A 19,584-nucleotide genomic window follows, 5' to 3' on the forward strand; every position below is an offset into this window, starting at 1 on the left:
GCGGCTAAATGGGGCAAAATGCTCCAGATTAATATTTCATGATTCAGTCATCGGGAATAACTGCTTCGAAGCGAAGTGCTAGATCCCTATAAACGTTATCAAGGCATCCATATGCTGATCTCTGTTGTCCTGTCCGGTGGCGCTGGTACCCGCCTGTGGCCCGTTTCGCGCGAAGGCTATCCCAAGCCGTTCATGAAGCTCGCCGACGGCGAAAGTCTGCTTCTCAAGACCTATCGGCGTGCCGCTGCAGTAGGTGCCTCGGATATCCTCACGGTCACGAACCGCGACTATTACTTCATGAGCAAGGACGAGATCGCACTGGCAGATCTTGATATGTCCGCTCATTTTCTGCTGGAGCCTGCCGGTCGCAATACCGCGCCCGCGGTAGCCATGGCCGCGCAGATGGTGGCAGAGCTCCATGGTCCTGACGCATTGATGCTCGTGTTGCCGGCCGACCATCTGGTACAGGATCAAGCGGCTTTTGCCCAGGCGGTGGCGAAGGCGCGGTCCTTGGCGTTGCAGGACAAACTGGTCACTTTCGGCATCATCCCCACGGGACCGGAAACGGGTTTTGGCTATATTGAAACCGGCGCCGATGTGGGCGACGGTAAACAGGTCGTGCGGTTCGTCGAGAAACCGTCGTTGGACAAGGCGCGCGAGTATGTGGATTCGGGGCGGTTTGTCTGGAATTCCGGCATGTTCTGCTTTAAGGCGGGTGTCATCCTGCAGGAGCTCGCCGCGCACGCCAGTGATGTGGACACCGCGACGCGTGCTTGCTGGGCTGCCACGTGCGCCGCAGGCGGGGACCGTACCAAAATGGCCGAGATTCCGGCCGAGGCATTTGCCGAGGTTCCCGATATCTCCATTGACTATGCCGTGATGGAGCGTTCGTCCAACGTGGTTGTCGTGCCCGGTGATTTCGGTTGGAGTGACATCGGCTCTTGGGTGGCCGTGCGTGATTTGACCGCGCCCGATGGCAATAACAACCGTGCCACGGGCAATGCGGTATTCGTCAATAGCCATAACGTGTATGCCCAGGGTGACGACCGTCTCGTTGCTGCCGTGGGAGTGCAGGATCTGTTGATTATCGATACGCCTGATGCGCTGCTGATCGCCCATCCAGACCGGGCCCAAGAGGTCAAGCAAGTTGTCAGCCACCTCAAGACCCAGGGCCACGATGCCTACAAGCTGCATCGGACGGTAAAGCGTCCATGGGGCACCTATACGGTCCTCGAAGAAGGCCCGCGTTTCAAGATCAAGCGCATCGAGGTCAAGCCCGGCGCCAGCCTGAGCCTGCAGATGCACCATCATCGCAGCGAACACTGGATCGTGGTCAGCGGAATGGCTCGCGTGGTCAACGGCGAGCAAGAACTGCTGGTGGGAGCCAATGAATCGACCTACATTCCTGCCGGCCATAAGCATCGGTTGGAAAACCCGGGCGTGCTTGACCTCGTGATGATCGAGGTGCAGAGCGGGGAATACCTGGGCGAGGACGACATTGTGCGCTTTGCTGATATCTATGGGCGTGCGTAATGGTGGGGATGTTTAACGCGCTTTGGAGCTATCGCGGCTTCATTATCGGCAACGTCAAGCGCGAGTTTCAGTCCAAGTATCGCAATTCGCTTTTAGGGGCGGCTTGGAATGTGCTGAATCCGTTGTCGATGATTGTCATCTACACGGTGATTTTTTCCCAGGTCATGCGCGCCAAGCTGCCGGGGGTGGATGGGACGTTTGCTTATAGCATTCACTTGTGCGCGGGTGTGCTCACATGGGGGTTGTTCGTCGAGATTGTCAGCGGCGCCCAGAATACCTTCATCAACAACGCCAACCTAATTAAGAAATTGAGTTTTCCGCGCCTGTGTCTGCCAGTGACGGTGGTGGCCAATGGTTTAGTGAATTTCGCGATTATCTTTTCTCTATTTGTGATATTCCTGATTGGCACCGGCAATTTTCCGGGGATGCCATTTTTGGCGATGATCCCTGTGCTGGTAATCATGGTGGCATTCGCGATCGGCCTGGGTATCACGTTGGGCGTGCTGAATGTTTTCTTTCGCGACGTGGGTCAGTTCTTTACGATATTCCTAAACTTTTGGTTTTGGGCTACACCGATCGTCTATCCGATCACTATCCTGCCGGAACGCCTGCAATCTTGGATGCGCTTTAACCCTATGGCCGTGCTGGTCGATGCGAGCCAGATGATCTTAATGCAAGGGCAGTGGCCCGATTGGACCAGGCTCGCTTGGGTGGCGGTGCTGGCTGCGTTGTTTTGTCTACTGGGGATGCGATTGTTTCGCAAGCACGTCGGTGAAATGGTGGATGAACTCTGATGGGCAGTATTACCGTTTCTAGCTTGGGTAAAGCCTACAAACAGTACCCCACGCGTTGGTCGCGTTTATTGGAATGGATGGATCCGCGTAGCCGGGCCCACCATAAATTGCACTGGGTGCTGCAAGGTTTGAATTTCGCGGTCAATGCTGGCGAGGCGGTTGGCATCATCGGTATCAATGGGGCAGGCAAAAGCACACTGTTGAAGATGATCGTCGGCACCACGCTGCCGACCACAGGCAGCGTTCAGATGAATGGCCGCGTGGCTGCATTGCTAGAGTTGGGTATGGGTTTCCATCCAGACTTTACCGGGCGACAGAACGCTATTATGGCGGGACAGCTGTTGGGTATGAGCGTGGAGGAAGTAAACGCTCATATGCCTGAGATCGAAGCATTTGCAGAGATTGGCGAGTACATAGACCAGCCCGTGCGCGTGTATTCGAGCGGTATGCAGGTGCGACTGGCTTTTAGCGTGGCGACTGCTGTGCGGCCCGACATTCTGATCGTGGACGAAGCCTTGTCCGTGGGCGATACCTACTTTCAGCACAAGAGCTTCGATCGTATTCGCGAGTTTCGTAAGCAAGGCACCACGCTCTTGATCGTATCTCATGATAAGCAGGCGATTCAGTCCATTTGTGATCGGGCGATACTGCTCAGCGCAGGAAAGCTGCTGATGGAAGGCGAGCCTGAGGCCGTGATGGACTACTACAATGCGATGCTTGCCGACCATCAGGGACAGCAAGTCCGGCAAGACGTGTTGGAAAACGGAAAAGTACAAACGATTTCCGGCACGGGCGAAGCTGTAGTCAGTGAAGTTGCTTTGCTGGACGAGGCCGGCGGCTCGATAGAGACCGTGGATGTAGGCCAACCGGTCACCCTACGCATCCAGGTGAAAACCAACACTTCTATTCCGAGGCTGGTACTGGGATATGGGATCAAAGATCGGTTAGGGCAGGTCATCTACGGTACCAATACCGAGCTGAAAGGTCAGGTGTTGACAGACGTTCCAGCCGGCGCCAACGTGACCTTCCACGTTGCGTTTCCCGCTAATCTGGGGCCAGGACATTATTCCATTCAGACGGCCTTGGTCAGTACCGATACCCATCTCGTCAATAATTATGAATGGCGGGATTTGGCGCTGGTGTTCACCGTTATCAATGCCAACAAGCCCAACTTCGCGGGCGTTGCCTGGATAGATCCCGAAATTCGAATTGAGATGCTATGAGCTTTATTTCCTACGCTCAGAATTACGAAGACGTGATGCTACGTCGGGTGTTGAAGTCAGTTTCGCGCGGGTTCTACGTTGACATTGGCGCAGCGTGGCCAGACGAGCATTCCGTCACCAAGGCGTTCTACGATCAGGGTTGGTCCGGCATCAATGTAGAGCCAAACCCAAAGTTTCATGCTGCTTTGGTATCGGCCAGGCCGCGTGACATTAACCTGCGGGTCGCAATCGGTGAACATAGTGGCGAAGCCGTCATGAATATCATCGACGGTACCGGGTTGTCGTCGGTGGATGACGGTATCGTTCAGGGCCATATCGAGGCCGGTTGGAATCCGGACCGGCAAACCGTCAAGATGGAGCGTCTCGTCGACATTCTGGAGACACATGTACCAGCAGGCCAGGACATCCATTTTTTGAAAGTCGATGTGGAAGGCCTGGAAGAACAGGCTTTGCGCGGCAACGATTGGCGCAAATTTCGCCCCTGGGTCGTGCTGGTCGAGGCCACTTTGCCGATGTCGCAGACGCCGTCGTACGAGCAGTGGGAACCCATATTGCTCGACGCCGGCTATTTGTTCAGCTATGCGGATGGCCTGAATCGTTTCTATGTTGCTGAGGAACAGGCTGCCTTGCGCGGTGCTTTCGCCTATCCTCCCAATGTCTTCGATGATTTCAAGGGTGCCGATTTGATGGCACTGGAAATGCGATTGGAGCTTCTGGAGCACGAAAAACAGCGGCTTGAGCATTTGGTCCAACAGGCCGAACAGCGAGTCCAGCGGGCCGAGCAGCAAGTTCAGCAGGCCGCGCAACTGGCGCAGGAAACCGAGCGCCGGGTGCAAGATCTCGAACGGCAAAAGGATCACGCCGATCACCAATTGCGACTGATTCAGGCCAGTACATCGTGGCGCTTAACGGCCCCTTTTCGAGGGGTGAGCAATCGTTTGTTCAAGCACGGGTTAAAGGCGCAGGTATGGTCTACCGTCCGATCCGGGGTTCGCTACGTCAACGGCCACGCAAAGTTGCGTCGCACGGCATTGCGCGTTCTGAACCATATGCCCGGCCTGAAAGACAAGCTGCGCAGAGTGATGGGGCTGGTACAGACAGCACCAGTGTCGATGGCAGATAATTACGATTCATATAATTCGTCCGATCTGACTGCTCACGCAAACCGAATCTACGAAGAATTGCAGGCGGCATATAAGCACGTTGGGCAGGAGAAACATTGATGCGCATAGTGTTGGATATGCAAGGGGCTCAGACAGAAAGCCGGTTCCGGGGAATAGGCCGATATGTCATGGGGTTTGCCAAAGGCGTCGTACGCAATCGCGGAGACCACGAGGTTTTCCTGGTGCTGAGCGGCCTGATGCCGGAGGCCATCGAGTCGATTCGGAGCGAATTCGAGGCTTTGTTGCCTCAGGACAATATTCTCGTCTGGCATGCCCCCGGTCCCGTAGAAGAACGTACGCCGGGTAATGAAGCCCGGCGGCAGATTGCAGAAATTACTCGCGAGGCATTCATCGCGAGCCTGCAACCTGATGTGGTGCACATAGGCAGTCTGTTTGAGGGTGTGGCTGGCTATGGAGTCACCAGCGTCGGCGAGTTCGATCACGCGACGCGCGTCAGCGTGCTGCTGCACGATCTCATTCCTCTGGTGAATTCTGCCAAATACCTGGACCCCTATCCAGACGTTTCCCGCTGGTATTTTCGTAAGGTCGAGTATCTCAAGCGCGCGGCCGTGTTGCTGTCGAATTCGGATTTCACACGACAGGAAGGGCTGGAGAATCTCGGGGTGCCGGACGAACGCATCGTTTCGGTGTCGAGTGCCACGGACGACTGCTTCAAACTCGTGACGGTCAGTCCGAGTCAACGGGCAACGTTGCAAACCAAGTTTGGCATAGACAAGAAATTTCTTCTGTATTCGGGCGGCGCAGACGAGAGAAAAAACCTGCCGCGGCTGATCGAGGCCTATGCACGGCTGCCTCTCGAGCTGCGGTCGGATGTGCAGCTGGTGTTTGCGGGCAAGATGCCGGACTATGAAGCGGACATGCTGCGTTCGCATGCGGACGCGGCCGGCATTGATAGCCGGAGCCTTGTATTGACGGGCTACATCAGCGATGAAGAGCTGCTGTGGATGTACAACTTGTGCGAAGCTTTCGTCTTCCCGTCATGGCATGAAGGCTTCGGATTGCCCGCCCTCGAGGCGATGATGTGCGGTGCTCCCGTTATTTGTTCCAACACCAGCAGTTTGCCGGAGGTTGTGGGGCGCGAAGACGTTCAATTCGATCCCAATAGCACGCCTTCTATCGTAGAAAAAATGGTCCAGGTCTTGCGCGACCAGGCGTGGCGCGACGAGTTGCGACAATATGGTCTGGAGCAGGCCAAACGGTTTTCGTGGGACATCGTGGGCCGCCGCGCCATCGACGCTTGGACGAAACTGGAGCAACCTGCCCCGCAATCCTGGCTGGTGCGCTCATCGCATCATAATGTACTGATGAAAGCGCTCGCCAAGCGGCTGTCTCCACAGAGCGGCGAACAGGAATTGGCGCCGTTATCGGCCTGCTTGGCGCAGAACGAGCAAACCGGCTGTCAACGTCAATTGCTGCTCGATATTTCGGAATTGTGGCAGCATGATGCAGGTACTGGCGTGCAGCGGGTGGTTCGAAACTATTTGCGTTGCCTGCTGCAGTCTCCGCCTGCTGGCTATGACGTCGAGCCCGTTTATGCCACCGTCGATCAAGGCTATCGTTACGCGCGCCGGTACACGCAGCAGTTGCTCGGCCTGCAAGACGAGGCCGTAGATGCCGTGGATACTCCTATTCGCTGGCAGCGCGGCGATATGTTCTTTGGCCTGGATATGCAGCATCATGTGCAAATTGCCCATGGTGCGTTCTATCAGGCGTTGATGCGTGCGGGCGTTACGGTCAAGTTCCTGGTCCACGATCTGTTGCCTATCCAGATGCCCGAATGTTTTTGGGATTCAGGCCTGGGACCACTGCACGAGCAGCTGATGCGCATGATCGCTTTGACCGATGGCGCCATTTGCGTATCCCAGGCCACTGCCGAGGCATTGCAGGCATGGATACGTGATACCGACGTTGTGACGTCGCCTGATTTTGAATGCACCTGGGTTCACAACGGCGTAGAAGAGCCTGCTCCGAACGCAGATCAGTTGCCGGCGGACGCAGAGAAAACGCTATCTCAGATTCGCAGCCGGCCGAGCTTCCTATGTGTATCGACGATTGAGCCGCGTAAATGTCAAGAGCAGATACTTGATGCCATCGACGGACTATGGTCAGCGGGGCAAGACGTCAATCTGGTCTTTGTGGGCCGCCAGGGCTGGAAGATGGAGGCATTCACGGATCGGTTAACTAAACATCCGGAAGCAGGAAAGCGCCTATTTTGGTTGCAGGGGATCTCCGATGCCTACCTGACCGAAATCTACCGGTCGGCCGCCTGCCTGGTGAGTGCCAGTTTGAACGAAGGGTTCGGCCTGCCGCTCATCGAAGCGGCTCGTCATCAGTTGCCTATCGTCGCTCGCGACATCCCCGTATTCCGCGAAGTCGCAGGGGACGCTGCCTGGTATTTTTCGGGCACCACTTCTGCCGATTTGCAAGGGGCGCTGGATGCGTGGCTGGGCTTATATCGAAGAGGCGAACATCCGAGATCGGAAGCAATGACGTGGTCGAACTGGGCAGACAGCACGGAAACGTTGAAAGCCGCGTTGCTGAGAAAAGTCGTCTCCAGACAGCTTCTTCTCGATATATCCGAGCTGGTCGCACACGATGCGAAGACCGGTATTCAACGTGTGGTGCGCAGCATTCTCAACGAGTGGCTTGAGCATCCTCCTGCCGGCTATGAGCTGGCGCCTATTTATGCGCGCGTTGATCAGCCTTATCGGTATGCGCGTCAGTATATTGCCCAGATGAGAGGAGTCAGCCCGGCAGCAGAGTTGACTGACGACTTGATCGAGTTTTCGCAGAGAGACGTCTTTCTGGGTCTCGACTTGTCTCCTCCGATCATGCTGGCCCACGCTGATTTCTATCAACGGCTGCGCCGCCAGGGTGTGCAGGTCAAATTTGTCGTGCACGATTTGCTGGCGTTGAATCCCGAATATTCCGAGCCGCCTGTTATCGAAAACTATCGCCGATGGCTGACGGAAGTGGTCGCGGAAAGCGACGGCGCTATCTGCGTTTCACAGGTGATCGAAAAAGAACTCGCCGCGTGGCTGGCGAGCGCCCCACGCCCGAACCGGCTGAGATCTTTTTCAACCGGATGGTTCCATAACGGAGCTGACCTGGAAAGCTCCATCCCAACGTCGGGTATGCCTGGCAATGCGCGAGAACTGCTCAGTGCATTTCGAGCTGACCCCAGTTTCTTGATGGTGGGTACGCTGGAACCTCGCAAGGGGCATGCACAGGCTTTGGAGGCGTTCGAGGTGCTGTGGCGTGAGGAGTGTGACGCCAATTTGGTGATTGTTGGTAAACAGGGATGGAAAGTCGCCGAGTTTGCCGAAAAGCTCAGATCGCATCCTCAATCTGGACGGCGGTTATTCTGGATCGAAGGCGCCAGTGATGAGTTTCTGCAGGAAATCTACTCGGCGTGCCGATGCCTGTTAGCGGCTTCGTATGCCGAAGGGTTCGGACTGCCTCTCATCGAAGCGGCGAAGCACAAGCTGCCGATATTGGCGCGCGACATTCCGGTTTTTCACGAAGTCGCCGGAAAGCACGCTTCTTATTTCAATGCCAAGCAGGGACGGGATTTGGCTGATGCGATCAAGCAGTGGTTGGTATTGGACGCCAAGCAGCAGGCGCCTGCCTCTGAGGGTATGCCTTACCAGACGTGGAAACAGAGCGCGGCTCAACTGGCGCAGTGGATAGCGAAGCCATCGACGACATGACAAGAATCCCCGTTATGCGCGGCCTAATGGGCCACGACCCTCTTCTGCTGGAGGCGGCCTTATCTGTCCAGCGCACTGCACTGAATGCTTTGCGGGACAGGGCAGCGTGAACATCGGCATCGATGCTCGTCTGTTGACGATGCCTGTGACCGGTATCGGTCGATATACGGCCGAGCTTTCGAGCGAGCTGCTGGCTCAGGGCCATGACTTGTCGCTCTATATGCCGCAGTCGCCAGTGGTGGGCGATTGGTCTGCGCCGAATGCGCGAGTGAGAGCAGGCAGGATCCGGGGCCGCATTGGCCGGATGCTATGGTCGCAGACCGTTCTGCCCTGGCAAGCGGGTCGAGATTGCCTGGACGTGTTTTGGGGGCCGGGACATCGCTTGCCTCGTTATCTGTCCCCCTCGGTTGCGCGCGTAGTGACTATCCATGACCTGGTGTGGAAGCATGCGGGTGAGACAATGCGGCCGTTGAGCAGACTGCTGGATAGCACGTTGATGCCTGACGCCGTACGGCTCGCCGATCGCATCATGGCTGTGTCTCGCAGCACAGCGGATGACGTAGAAGCAGAGTTTCCCGAGGCGCGAGGAAAGGTCCGCGTGGTGTATCCAGGGGTGACGGCGTTGAGCGCTCCGGCAGATCCGGGCGTCTTGCGCGAATTGGGTGTGCGGCAGCCGTATTTCTTGTTTGTCGGTACGCTGGAGCCACGCAAGAACCTCAGGCGCCTTTTGGGCGCCTATGCACGCTTACCGCAAGCGGTGCGCTCAGCGCATCAGTTCGTCATTGCCGGAGGCAAAGGTTGGGGAGGGGTGGACGTGCCCGATCTATTGACGCAGATGGGGCTGATGGGACAAGTGCTGGTGACCGGCTATGTAACCGATGGCCAGCTGTCCACGCTGTATGCGAATGCGCGTTTTTTAGCCATGCCGTCGCTGTATGAAGGATTCGGTTTTCCTCTGATCGAAGCCATGTCGTTTGGCGTACCTGTTGTCACTGCCGATATCTCATCATTGCCCGAGGTCGCTGGCGAGGCCGGAGTGCTGGTTAATCCTCGGGACGAAGCAGCCATCGCCAACGGCCTGTTGCGTCTATTGACCGATGATGCGCTGCATGCCGAGCTTGCTGGCAAGGCGCGCGCCAATGCCGCTCGTTTCACGTGGCGTGCCGCTGCGCAAAGCGCGCTGCAGGTGTTCGCCGAGGCCGTCGACGCCCGCCGAGCGATGCTCGGGAGAACTTGATCATGACAGCATTGCGTGTTTTGCACGTTTACCGTTGCTACTATCCCGATCCGCCTGGCGGGGTGGCTGAAGCGATACGGCAAATATGCTTGGCAACATCCGGGCATGGTGTGCAAAGTACGATTTTCACCTTGTCACCCTCGCCAGTTCCCTCGGTGCTGGAGCAGCCGGAGGGACAGGTCGTGCGAGCCCGCTCGTGGGCAGCGCCCGCGTCGTGCGATCTGGGCGGCCCGGCCGCTTTTCTGCGTTTCGCCGCGCGAGCTCGGCAGGCTGACGTGATTTGTTATCACTTCCCATGGCCGTTTGCCGATTTGCTGGACTTGGTGACACGTCCCAAGAAACCGACCGTATTGGTGTATCACTCCGATATCGTACGACAGCGTTCGCTTGGTCAGATTTATGCGCCCTTGATGCGGCGCATGCTTTCCTCTGTATCGGCGATTGTTGCGACGTCGCCGACTTATGCGGCGTCCAGCCCGGTCCTGTCAGACCAACGCTGGAAGGCCAAGGTGCGCACTATTCCTTTGGGTATTGTTGAATCCCAGCAGCAGGAGGATCCGCGCGTGCTCGCTCGCCTGGGCTTGGCCGAGGGACAGCCCTTTTTCCTTTTTCTGGGGGCGTTGCGCTATTACAAGGGCTTGCATACGCTCGTGGCCTCGGCCAAACGGGTCAATGCGCCCATCGTGATTGCCGGCTCCGGGACCGAAGGCTCTGCATTGAAAGAGCAAAGTACGCGTCAAGGCGCCAACAATGTTCTGTTCGCCGGGCAGGTTTCCGACGCGGAGAAAGCGGCATTGATGCGGCGTTGCCGAGCATTCGTCTTGCCGTCGCACCTGCGCTCCGAGGCCTATGGCATGGTGTTGATCGAGGCCGCTATGGCCGGGCGGCCGCTGATTTGCTGTGACATCGGGTCCGGCATGTCCTTCATCAATGCACAGGATGAGAGCGGTCTGTTGGTGCCGCCGGAGAATGAGCAAGCGTTGGCTGAGGCGATGAATGCAATGCTCAATGATCCGGCTCGGGCCGCACAACTGGGGCAAGGTGCGCGGGCTCGTTACGAACAATTGTTCTCCGGCGCTCCGTTGGGCAGCCAATATGCGGCGTTGTTTAATGAACTGGCCAACCCTAGTTGATTGTCAGCGCGACCAATCCTAGTGCCAACATGCGGTCGTCCTCGCTGATGCCCAGATCTTTCGGGCGTGCAGGGGTACGAAATTTCAGATTCAATCGCAATGTATTGGAGTGCTTTATATCGGGTAACGCCTCATCCGGTATGTGGATTGAAAATCTATTGCCGTCATAGCGTGTCAAGACAATAGATCCGGCAGGAATATCGTTCACAAAGAAGTCAATCAGTTGCTCTTTGTGTATGCCGTTCACGAAAGCATTTGCGCTGATCGAAAGCGTCTGGACATTAGTGTCGGCCAATCGCAGAGCGATCTCGGCTTCGTTTGCTGCGGACCAGACGCCCCATGTTTCCGGGTGAGACCATCCCGCGCCGAGGTAGGATTTTCCGGTGCCGCTCTCGTTAAAGAATAAAGTGCCGTGCTTGGCGATAGGAGAGACAGGCTTGTAAACGGCATTCTCGTTAACTAATGAGGTACATCCATCTCTGAGATTGAAATAGGTCCAGCCTGCTTCGGCGCTGACCTTTGACGTCACGTATTCTCGCGCAGGTTTGCCATTCAGGCACTGAAACTCGCCAATATTTCTGTGGCTGGCATTCAATAGGATTTTTCGAACTTTTCCGTTTGCCGCGTAAAAATAAATATCTTTGTCGTTTCTTCCTTCAGAATGCGTTGCCCTTTCTATAAAGATCTCCGGAATCGGGTTGTACATACCGGGAAATTTTTCCATTACATATCGGGCTGTCGGAGTGTAATGAAGATAGCTGGGCCAGTTTCCTGTGTAGTAGGAAAGATTAAGGACAACATACGACAAGATCCCTGCCCATGTGATCGCTTTCGCTTTGCCATGTTTGAGGTCTATAGTAGTGACAATGAAAATGAGCGGTATGCTTGCCCAATAGGCATACCGCAGAATGAACGACGTTCCGGGATTGAAGTTGGGGGTGGAAATCGATGGGAACGCCAGCATCAGGGACATGAGTGCCAAGCCGCCGACGACAATAAGGCTGTTCTTGTCCAGCTTGCTCGCGGCGATGCCATACGTCATCACGACAGGCACGAGCGCCAGCAACGGCCAGAGCAATAACACTACACCCTGATTCAGATCAAAATAAAAAGACCAGAGCCTGTCGATCGAGATCAACTCAGTCTTTGCACCTCCGGAGCGGGTAATCAGATTTGAGGTGTCAAAATGAATAAAGAAGAATGCCATCGAAAGGGATGCCAGGACGAGGCATACGCCCCATTCCGCCAACTTTCTGGTCGATGGCCAGATGGATTTGGTTCGTTGATATTGGCTGCAAAGGTCAATCGCCATGAGCGCCGCCACCCATAATAAGATGGGTGGATTTTGCTGCGCTGCTATCGCGGCGAAGATGGCTGAAAGGACGTATTTGTGATTACATGCCCAGATCAATGACACAACAAGAAGCGATGCACAAAAAACCTCCGGATGAGTCCATCGGATATATGGTATTGTTCCGCAGCTCCAGAACAGCGTCAGCAGAAGCAGCCGTTGTTCTCTGCCTATCTTTTTCCACATACAGATCGCCCAAGACGCAGCGATAGCAGAAATCACGTTGGCCACAATAAAGGCCCATGGTGTCGCGCGACCCAGAAGTTTGACGATGAACAGAAAAGGCGCGACAAGCAGTGAGTACAGCCAAAAATGATACGAATAATAGTTTCCGTCTTTGTCGGCGTAGAACGGCGGCGAGCTGGATAATGGCGTCCTATGTGCCACATCGGGAACGTTGGTTTGAGCGTCGCCGGCATACGTTTGCACGACATCGAAATCATTGGATGTTATGTCCGGCGTTCCATGATTTATAAACGCCTGACTCATGAGCGTATATTCCAGGCCATCTCCCGTTATTTCGGGTCTGACACGAAATAAGCTGAGAATCATGAACAGTACAACGAGAGTCAGGGAGGCCCAGAAAAATGTTCGGGAGGAGAGCATCAACCAACAATTCCTCAAAAAGGCGAGTAACGTCAAATGAGCTGGTACTCATTTGGCTGAAAGAAGAAATATGCCAAAACAAACGAAGACAGCACCCATAATGGACGTGCTGGACAGCGGCTGAGACAGCACAAGCCCATAAATGAACAGCAACAATATGGTTGCGCCAACCATAATGGGATAAGCTGTCTGTAACGGGATCGATTTCAGTGAAATTGAATAGAAAACAAAGCCAGCCCCGTAGCAGCCGAGTGCCACCGCTTTCAGCCCTGTTTTGCCATTAAGCAGAAGTATCCTGGCGTCTTCGCCAGACATGTCGGCTGCCAGCTTCAGAAGAACACTGGCAGCAGCGCTGGCGATACTGCTCAAAAAGAGCATTAAATAGCCGTAATCCATGGGACAGTAATCTTGTTTATCGGGTCTATGGCTGTCGCATATATCTGCATGCGTGAGGCGCTTTGATTCAAGTTGCGGTGTGCAAATCAGGGCAATCCTATTGAGCCGAGGACGAGGAGAGCGGCAAATATCAGGCCAGAGACAAGACTCACCCTGTCTTTGACGGCAAAGATCACCGGATCCTCGTGCATGTTTCCCCGGTGCGCTTGCATCCAAATCCAACTGATCCAGAAAAGCATCGTAGGAACGCCGATCCATACTATTTCCGGTGATCGGTACAGGTGCGCGATATCGTCGCTGTTCAGATACAGCGCCAAGACCAGCACTGAAAGGCAGCCCACCATTATTCCCAAGGTCTGAATCAACTGCGCATCAGATGAGAGGTAGCCACGGCCATGTATTTTTTTCTTGCCGCTTAGCAGTTGGACCTCCATTTCCGCGTAACGCTTTACGAAGGCGAGAGATAAAAAAAGAAAGATTGAAAAGGCCAACAACCAGAAGGTCAGCGTTACGCCTATGGCGGCAGCACCCGCGATAATGCGCAAGGTATATAGCAACGCCAGGGTGAAACAGTCCACCAGCATCAGGCGCTTGAGCCAAAGGGAATACAAGCATGTCAGAAGGAAATACACGACCAGCCATTGAAGAAAAGGCCAGCCTGCCCAGTATCCGAATACGAGGCTGAGTATGAAGAGCAGGGGGGCCGCACATACTCCCTGCCAGATGGGTACGCGCCCTGATGCAAGTGGCCGCTTGCGTTTGAGCGGATGCAGCCGATCATGTTCTATATCCAGCAGGTCATTTGTTATGTAGACCGAGGACGCACACAGACTGAAAGAAAGAAATGCGAGAACCAGCGATGCCCATGCATGTCCGTTGGTCAGATCATGTGCTGCGACTAATGGGGCAAAGAGCAACAGGTTTTTCAACCATTGATGGATACGTACGACTTTGCTCCATATGCGGCATCCGGCCCGGGGCCGAGGGAATGTCTTGTGGACGTTGACGTTGTTGTTGGCTTCGATGGTCAAAAGAGGCGAGGCATTGACCACGATCGCGTGACGAGCTCGTTCCCAGACAGGTAAGTCGGCAGCCGAATTACCCGCATAGTCAAAGTTTCCTTGTCCGAATTGCTGTTCCAGTCTGGCCGCTTTCGAAATGCCGGACAGATTGTGACGTCCGTCACTCGCTATGACCTCGTCAAAGATATTCAAGCGCCGGGCGATTGCCTGTGCTATCGAGTGATCGGAAGCGGTGCACAGAACCAGCCGGTGGCCCGCGAGACGCTTGTCCTTTAACCATTCGATCAGCTCAGTGTTGTACGGCAGTAGTTGCAGATCGACACGGGCACATCTCGCCAGCTTTGTCTTTAGTACGGCTTTACCTTGCAGTAGCCAGAACGGAATGCGGAATACATTGGCCAGATCCTCGCGCACGGCCCGTAGCGCGGTTTCGTGCAGCATATCCGTGTAAATCAAGGTCCCGTCCAGGTCTACAACAATCGGGGGGAGTGCCAAAATGGCTCCTGACAAATTTGTTGAAAAAAGGTTGTTATGTACCTGTGAGGCGAACAGCAAGGATTACGCTGAGCCCTTTCGGTCTGAGCATAGGTAACGTCCGTAGCTGAATGGTTCCATCCCAACTCGGCGTGAGGCCGGGGAGCTGGGACTGGGAGAAAGGGCAGGCCAATGTCCGTGGACGAGTGGCTGAGGTCTGAGTGCTCTGGGCCGGCCGGTCGTTGTTCGAGTAATGTCGGTTGGCCAGCGCTGCGACGAAATTGTTAGGTCGTCGCGGAATGATGTTTGAGAGGCACGGGGTCGAGCTCGTGCTTGAATCTATGAGTTTTCGTGCCCAGTGCCATCAGGCGGAGGGATGCGGCCAGTTACTCCGCGAACAGATCCGCCTGCCTCGGATCCGCCGGCTGCAACTCATAGCCGATGTCGCCCGCAACATCACGCAAGATATTCTGCGCCAAATTAAACGCCGTATTCGCAGCCGGCACGCCTGCATAGATCGCGTTTTGCAGCAACACTTCCTTGAGCTCGTCCGGGCTGAGGCGCGAGTCGTCGGCGGCGGTCAGTGCCGCGCGCACATGGAGTTCGAACTCTTCCCAACGCCCGAGCGCCAACGTGACGGCCAGGACCATCATGCGGCGCGATTTGTGCGGCAGGCCGGGGCGGCTCCAGATGTCATGCCAGGCGTAGCGGGTGATGAGGTTCTGGTAGTCGGCGGTAAAGGAGGTGGCGCGAGACAGCGAGCGCTCGACCCATGCGTCGCCCAGGACGGCGCGTCGGTTTTTCAGGCCCTGTTCGAAATCGTCTTGGCGGCTCATGGGCATCCTCCTTTGCGTATCGCAGATTTAATTGACCGTGATGTTATTGGCCTTGATCACCTCGGCCCAACGCGCTTGTTCTGTGTCGATGAAACGCGCGAACTCTTCGGCATTGGAGCCGACGGGGGTCAGGCCCAGTTTGGCCAGTTTGTCGCGTGTTTCGGGCCGGGCGAGGGCTTTTTGCACGAGATCCTGCAGTTTTGCTACGACATCGGGTGCCGTGCCTGCGGGCAGGAAAAAGCCGTTCCACTCGTAAACGTTGAAGTCCTTGAGACTGGGATCGGACTCTGCCACAGTGGCGACATTGGGCAATTCAGGCATGCGTTTGTCGGAGGACACAGCCAGCGCTTTGAGTTTGCCGCTGGTGACATAGTTCAGGCTGGAGGCGGCGTTGGCGAAGTACACGTCGACCTGACCGCCCATGACGTCGACGATGGCCGGCGCGCCGCCCTTGTAGGGAATGTGTACGGCATCGATGCCGGTGTCTTTTTTCAATAGCTCAGCGGCCATCTGCGCCAGGCTGCCAGGCCCGTAGGAGGCATAGGTGTAGTGGCCCGGTTTCGCTTTGGCAGCGGCGATGAAGTCGGACAGGTTATTAAAGCTCGACTTTTCCGCGGCGACCAGGATGTTGGGGACGGAGACGGCCTGCGATACCGGGATGAAGTCTTTCTTGGCGTCGTAGGGCAGCTTGCGCAATCCCGGGTTGATGGTGAATGCCGAGGAATCGTACAGCACGGTGTAGCCATCGGGTTTGGCACGTGCGACGTAAGAGGCGCCGATCGAGCCGCTGGCGCCGCCCTTGTTTTCGATGACGATGCTTTGTCCGGAAACCGCGCCCATGCCTTCGGCGATGATACGTGCGGCGTTATCGGCGCCACCGCCAGCCGAATACGGCACGACGAGGGTGATGGGCTGGTCGGGGTAGCCTGTGGCCTGGGCGGCTGTGGCGGCTACAGTAAAGGTGCTGGCGATGGCGGTCAAAGCCAGCCAGCGCTGCGTATGGGCGCTTTTCATTGTGTCTACACTCCTGTTTCTGAACGAGGCCCTGTTGGGTCGGGAATCGTCAACGCCAAAAGAAGAAGGGGCTCGTTCCGCGTGGCCGCCATCGTAGCGTGAGAGAGGGCGCGGCCTGTCTGGCACCAGAACGAGTGTCCGGTCGATGGACGTTTTGAAACAGGTGTTCGCCGTGTGGCCGTTTAGGCGGAGGACGAGGCAGCCGGCTGGACGCGGGCCGCCTTGACTCGGCGCAACCGGGCAAGGCTGCGCGGGGTGCTACGGGCCGACGCGAATGCGTTCTACGTTCAGTTCCTGGGCGAATCTGGACCGATCTCGGCCAGCATCGTCGGGCCGCGCGCCGATCCAGCCCTGTCCCAGCGCATAGGCCCAGATGTTGGCGGCGACGATCAGCAGAAAAAGCACGCGCATGAGGGTTCGCTCACAGGGATTGAGGGTCGGGTTGGGACGCGATCAGCGCCAGCCCGTCGAGGACGGGGCGGTCCAGATAGCAGGGGGTAGCGACTGGACTCATGGTACTACCTGCCTGCGCCAGCAGGCGTTGCGTTTCGTGTTCGACCTCGGGCCAGCCGCCGCCTGCGACATAGAGTGCTGCAGGCTGTCCGTAGCGTTGGCAAGCGGCCAGCCACTGCCGCACGACGGCGCCGGCCTGGGCGGCGGCGATGCCCGAGGCAATGGCCTGGTGCGTATCGGTCGGAAAATCGGTGACGGGTCCGTCGGCCAAGGGCAGGTTGGCGGTGCCGCGCGCGAGCGAGCTGCGCATCAACGCCGGGCCAGGAAGAATCAAGCCGCCAATAAAGGTGTCATCGGGGCCCACTGTGTCGATGGTGGTGGCCGTACCGAATGAGGCCAGCACGAATGGCGGGTGTCCGGGCGCCAATCGGCTACGAACACCGAGCAGCGATACGAGGCGGTCGGCACCGAGCTGCGCAGGCTGGGTGTAGCTATTTTTCAAATCCAGCAACTGCGCGCGCGAGGTGATCCAGTGCACAGGGCAGTTGTGGCGTGCCAGTGCATCGCGAATGCCGGCTCCTCGTTCGTCGCCTGCGACATTGACGCCCAAGGCCGAGATTGGCTTGTGCGTCAGCGTGCCGAGCCAGTCTCCCAGGGCGTGCGGATCGAGATTATCAAAGGCGATGGCGGCGGGTTCGCGAGAGCCCGGGGCGCCAGTCGGGCCGTTGTTGTTCGATTCACTGTCCAGCGGCGCTGTGTTGCCATTTGCGGGGGCGCATTCCGTATTGCTCGACGTTCCAGTCGCTGCGGATGGATGCAGCCAGCCGACCTTCAGACGGCTGTTGCCTGAGTCGATCAGCAGGATCATGGTGTTTGCTCCGCGGTACGCGGGCGAATCGAGACTTCGCCAACGGATACGGGGACGAGCCCCTGAGGCGTCTGTACCAGGAGCCGGCCATGTTCGTCCAGGCCCTGCGCCGTGCCGCTGAACAGGACCGCGCCCTGATCTATGACATTGATGTCGCGGCCTGCCAGGGCGTCAATGGCGCTGAATCGTTGGCGAAAGGCGTCGAATCCGTTGGTTTCCAGGTCCTGAACCGCCTGGCGCCAGGCGTTTGCCGAGGCGCATACGATGTCGGCCACGCTGACGGCGGGGCTGTCCGTTTGCTGCATGATGGTCGTCCAGTCCGCTACAGAACGGCCCAGGCTCTGTGATAACCGATCAGCATCAGTCAGGTTTACGCCCATGCCAATGACAATGGTGTAGGTGTCCGGCAGGGCCAGATTGCGGGTTGATTCGACCAAGACGCCTGCTAATTTGGCATCGTGCCATTGCACATCGTTGGGCCATTTGACGCGCAGCGGATCGGCATCGCGTACCAGCAGGCTGCGCAGCGCCTCGCCTGCGGCCAGCCCGGCCAGAGGCGACAGGGCCGGCAGCCGGTGGGGCGGCATGCGCACAGGAAAGGCGCACGAAAACATCAGCGTGGCCCCGATACGGTTCTGCCAGGGGCGTCCGGCGCGTCCACGGCCGGCTGCCTGCTGGTGAGTGCCCAGCAGCCAGGGGCCCGAACAGTGACGCGCGCGCGCCAGCAAGTCGGCATTGGTCGAACCCGTGCTGGCAGGCCAGGCAATGTCCTGAAAGCCGTCCAATCGCGCAGACAGCTCGCGTACCAGCGCCTCGGGCGCTGGCAGATCAATAGGGCGGGCATCAGTAAGCATGGCGGCGATTGTAGGGCACGAGGGCGGGACGGGTCACGGCGGCTGTGACAAAACGGTCCACGGACAGGATGCCAGGGTGCGGGCAGCCGAAAATGGTTGGCGGTTGTCTCACGCAAAAGCGGCCGATCCCGCCGGACAGAGCGCAGGCGAGGTTGGTAACATGCAGGCTGCTTTCTTAATTTGCGCTCAAGTCATGTCTGCTCGTACCGAAATCCAGGCTTTTACCGGCGAGGCCGGCTGTATTGATTGCGCCATTGATTGGCCCGCTGGTACGCCACGGGGCTGGGCGTTGGTCCTGCATCCGCATTCTCTGCAAGGCGGGGCGCGGGACAACAAGGTGGTGACCACGATCTCCCGCGCATGCGTGCAGCACGGCCTGGTTGCCGTGCGTCCGGATTTTCGCGGAGTAGGCCAATCCGAAGGACAGTTCGACAAGGCCCGCGGTGAGACGCAGGATATGCTGGCGCTGGTGGCGCAAGTCCGGGAACGCTACCCCGAATGGGCCTTGGCGCCCTGGGTGTTGGCGGGGTTTTCCTTTGGAACGGCAGTCGCGGCACAGACATACGCGGGCCTGGCCGACGCCGGCGATACGGCGCTGCCTGTGGCACTGATGCTGATGGGAGCGGCGGTCCAGCGTTTTCAAGAGACAGAGGTCACCGTACCGGCCGACACGCTGATGGTGCATGGCGAACAGGACGATGTGGTGCCCTTATCTGAAACGCTGAACTGGGCGCGTCCGCGGGATGTGCCGATTGTGGTCGTGCCGGGTGCTTCGCATTTTTTCCATGGCAAGCTGCTCGTGTTGAGAGCGTTGGTGCAGGCCCGCCTCAAGGTCGCCCTGGACTGATTTTCGCCCGTTCGCGGGCCGCATGGCGTCACGCAACGAACCTGCCCGA

16 protein-coding genes are annotated in these 19,584 nt (G+C 57.2%); 8 read left to right on the plus strand and 8 right to left on the minus strand.

Annotated features, from left to right (window positions below; genetic code table 11):
• Positions 1-111: 111 nt before the first annotated feature.
• From ACNA0I_RS16065 to ACNA0I_RS16095, 7 genes are all read left to right on the plus strand, one after another.
• On the plus strand, positions 112-1,533 hold the full coding sequence (locus tag ACNA0I_RS16065) for a mannose-1-phosphate guanylyltransferase/mannose-6-phosphate isomerase (RefSeq protein WP_415806997.1): 1,422 nt from the start codon (positions 112-114) through the stop codon (positions 1,531-1,533).
• Positions 1,533-2,327 (plus strand): ABC transporter permease, encoded by a 795-nt coding sequence (locus tag ACNA0I_RS16070; protein ID WP_415806998.1) that lies wholly within the window; start codon positions 1,533-1,535, stop codon positions 2,325-2,327. Before ACNA0I_RS16065 ends, ACNA0I_RS16070 begins: the two co-directional genes overlap by 1 nt.
• Complete coding sequence (locus ACNA0I_RS16075; protein WP_415806999.1) at positions 2,327-3,550, plus strand: ABC transporter ATP-binding protein; 1,224 nt, start codon at positions 2,327-2,329, stop codon at positions 3,548-3,550. Before ACNA0I_RS16070 ends, ACNA0I_RS16075 begins: the two co-directional genes overlap by 1 nt.
• Positions 3,547-4,773, plus strand: a complete 1,227-nt coding sequence (locus ACNA0I_RS16080; protein WP_415807000.1) for an FkbM family methyltransferase — start codon at positions 3,547-3,549, stop codon at positions 4,771-4,773. The genes ACNA0I_RS16075 and ACNA0I_RS16080 overlap by 4 nt, the downstream gene beginning before the upstream one ends.
• On the plus strand, positions 4,773-8,444 hold the full coding sequence (locus tag ACNA0I_RS16085; RefSeq protein ID WP_415807001.1) for a glycosyltransferase family 4 protein: 3,672 nt from the start codon (positions 4,773-4,775) through the stop codon (positions 8,442-8,444). Before ACNA0I_RS16080 ends, ACNA0I_RS16085 begins: the two co-directional genes overlap by 1 nt.
• A 106-nt stretch (positions 8,445-8,550) precedes the next feature.
• Complete coding sequence (locus ACNA0I_RS16090; RefSeq protein ID WP_415807002.1) at positions 8,551-9,681, plus strand: glycosyltransferase family 4 protein; 1,131 nt, start codon at positions 8,551-8,553, stop codon at positions 9,679-9,681.
• 2 nt (positions 9,682-9,683) lie between these two features.
• Positions 9,684-10,814, plus strand: coding sequence for a glycosyltransferase (locus tag ACNA0I_RS16095; RefSeq protein ID WP_415807003.1), 1,131 nt, complete (start codon positions 9,684-9,686; stop codon positions 10,812-10,814).
• On the opposite strand, the gene ACNA0I_RS16100 is transcribed toward ACNA0I_RS16095, so the two are convergent.
• From ACNA0I_RS16100 to ACNA0I_RS16135, 8 genes are all read right to left on the minus strand, one after another.
• Entirely contained in the window at positions 10,807-12,654 is a 1,848-nt protein-coding gene (locus ACNA0I_RS16100) for a hypothetical protein (protein WP_415807004.1), read from the minus strand. The two genes, ACNA0I_RS16095 and ACNA0I_RS16100, sit on opposite strands and share 8 nt — an antisense overlap.
• A gap of 165 nt (positions 12,655-12,819) precedes the next feature.
• Positions 12,820-13,167: a DMT family transporter gene (locus ACNA0I_RS16105; RefSeq protein ID WP_415807005.1), complete on the minus strand. Its 348-nt coding sequence runs from the start codon at positions 13,165-13,167 to the stop codon at positions 12,820-12,822.
• Between the two features lie 86 nt (positions 13,168-13,253).
• Positions 13,254-14,744: a UbiA family prenyltransferase gene (locus tag ACNA0I_RS16110; protein ID WP_415807006.1), complete on the minus strand. Its 1,491-nt coding sequence runs from the start codon at positions 14,742-14,744 to the stop codon at positions 13,254-13,256.
• A 305-nt stretch (positions 14,745-15,049) separates the two neighbouring features.
• On the minus strand, positions 15,050-15,499 hold the full coding sequence (locus ACNA0I_RS16115) for a carboxymuconolactone decarboxylase family protein (protein WP_415807007.1): 450 nt from the start codon (positions 15,497-15,499) through the stop codon (positions 15,050-15,052).
• Between the two features lie 27 nt (positions 15,500-15,526).
• The gene (locus tag ACNA0I_RS16120) at positions 15,527-16,513 is read right to left on the minus strand and encodes a tripartite tricarboxylate transporter substrate binding protein (protein ID WP_415807008.1); all 987 of its coding nucleotides are present in this window, start codon (positions 16,511-16,513) and stop codon (positions 15,527-15,529) included.
• A gap of 258 nt (positions 16,514-16,771) precedes the next feature.
• Complete coding sequence (locus ACNA0I_RS16125) at positions 16,772-16,924, minus strand: hypothetical protein (RefSeq protein WP_415807009.1); 153 nt, start codon at positions 16,922-16,924, stop codon at positions 16,772-16,774.
• Between the two features lie 10 nt (positions 16,925-16,934).
• Positions 16,935-17,834, minus strand: a complete 900-nt coding sequence (locus ACNA0I_RS16130; RefSeq protein ID WP_415807010.1) for a type III pantothenate kinase — start codon at positions 17,832-17,834, stop codon at positions 16,935-16,937.
• Positions 17,831-18,688: a biotin--[acetyl-CoA-carboxylase] ligase gene (locus tag ACNA0I_RS16135; protein ID WP_415807011.1), complete on the minus strand. Its 858-nt coding sequence runs from the start codon at positions 18,686-18,688 to the stop codon at positions 17,831-17,833. The genes ACNA0I_RS16130 and ACNA0I_RS16135 overlap by 4 nt, the downstream gene beginning before the upstream one ends.
• 193 nt (positions 18,689-18,881) lie before the next feature.
• Here ACNA0I_RS16135 and ACNA0I_RS16140 point away from each other — a divergent pair, with 193 nt between their 5' ends.
• A complete protein-coding gene (locus tag ACNA0I_RS16140; RefSeq protein ID WP_415807012.1) occupies positions 18,882-19,535 on the plus strand; it encodes an alpha/beta hydrolase in 654 nt (217 codons plus the stop codon).
• Positions 19,536-19,584 lie beyond the last annotated feature (49 nt).

Origin of the sequence: Bordetella muralis, from assembly GCF_965139205.1 — a bacterium.
GTDB classification, from domain to species: Bacteria; Pseudomonadota; Gammaproteobacteria; order Burkholderiales; family Burkholderiaceae_B; genus Bordetella_A; species Bordetella_A muralis.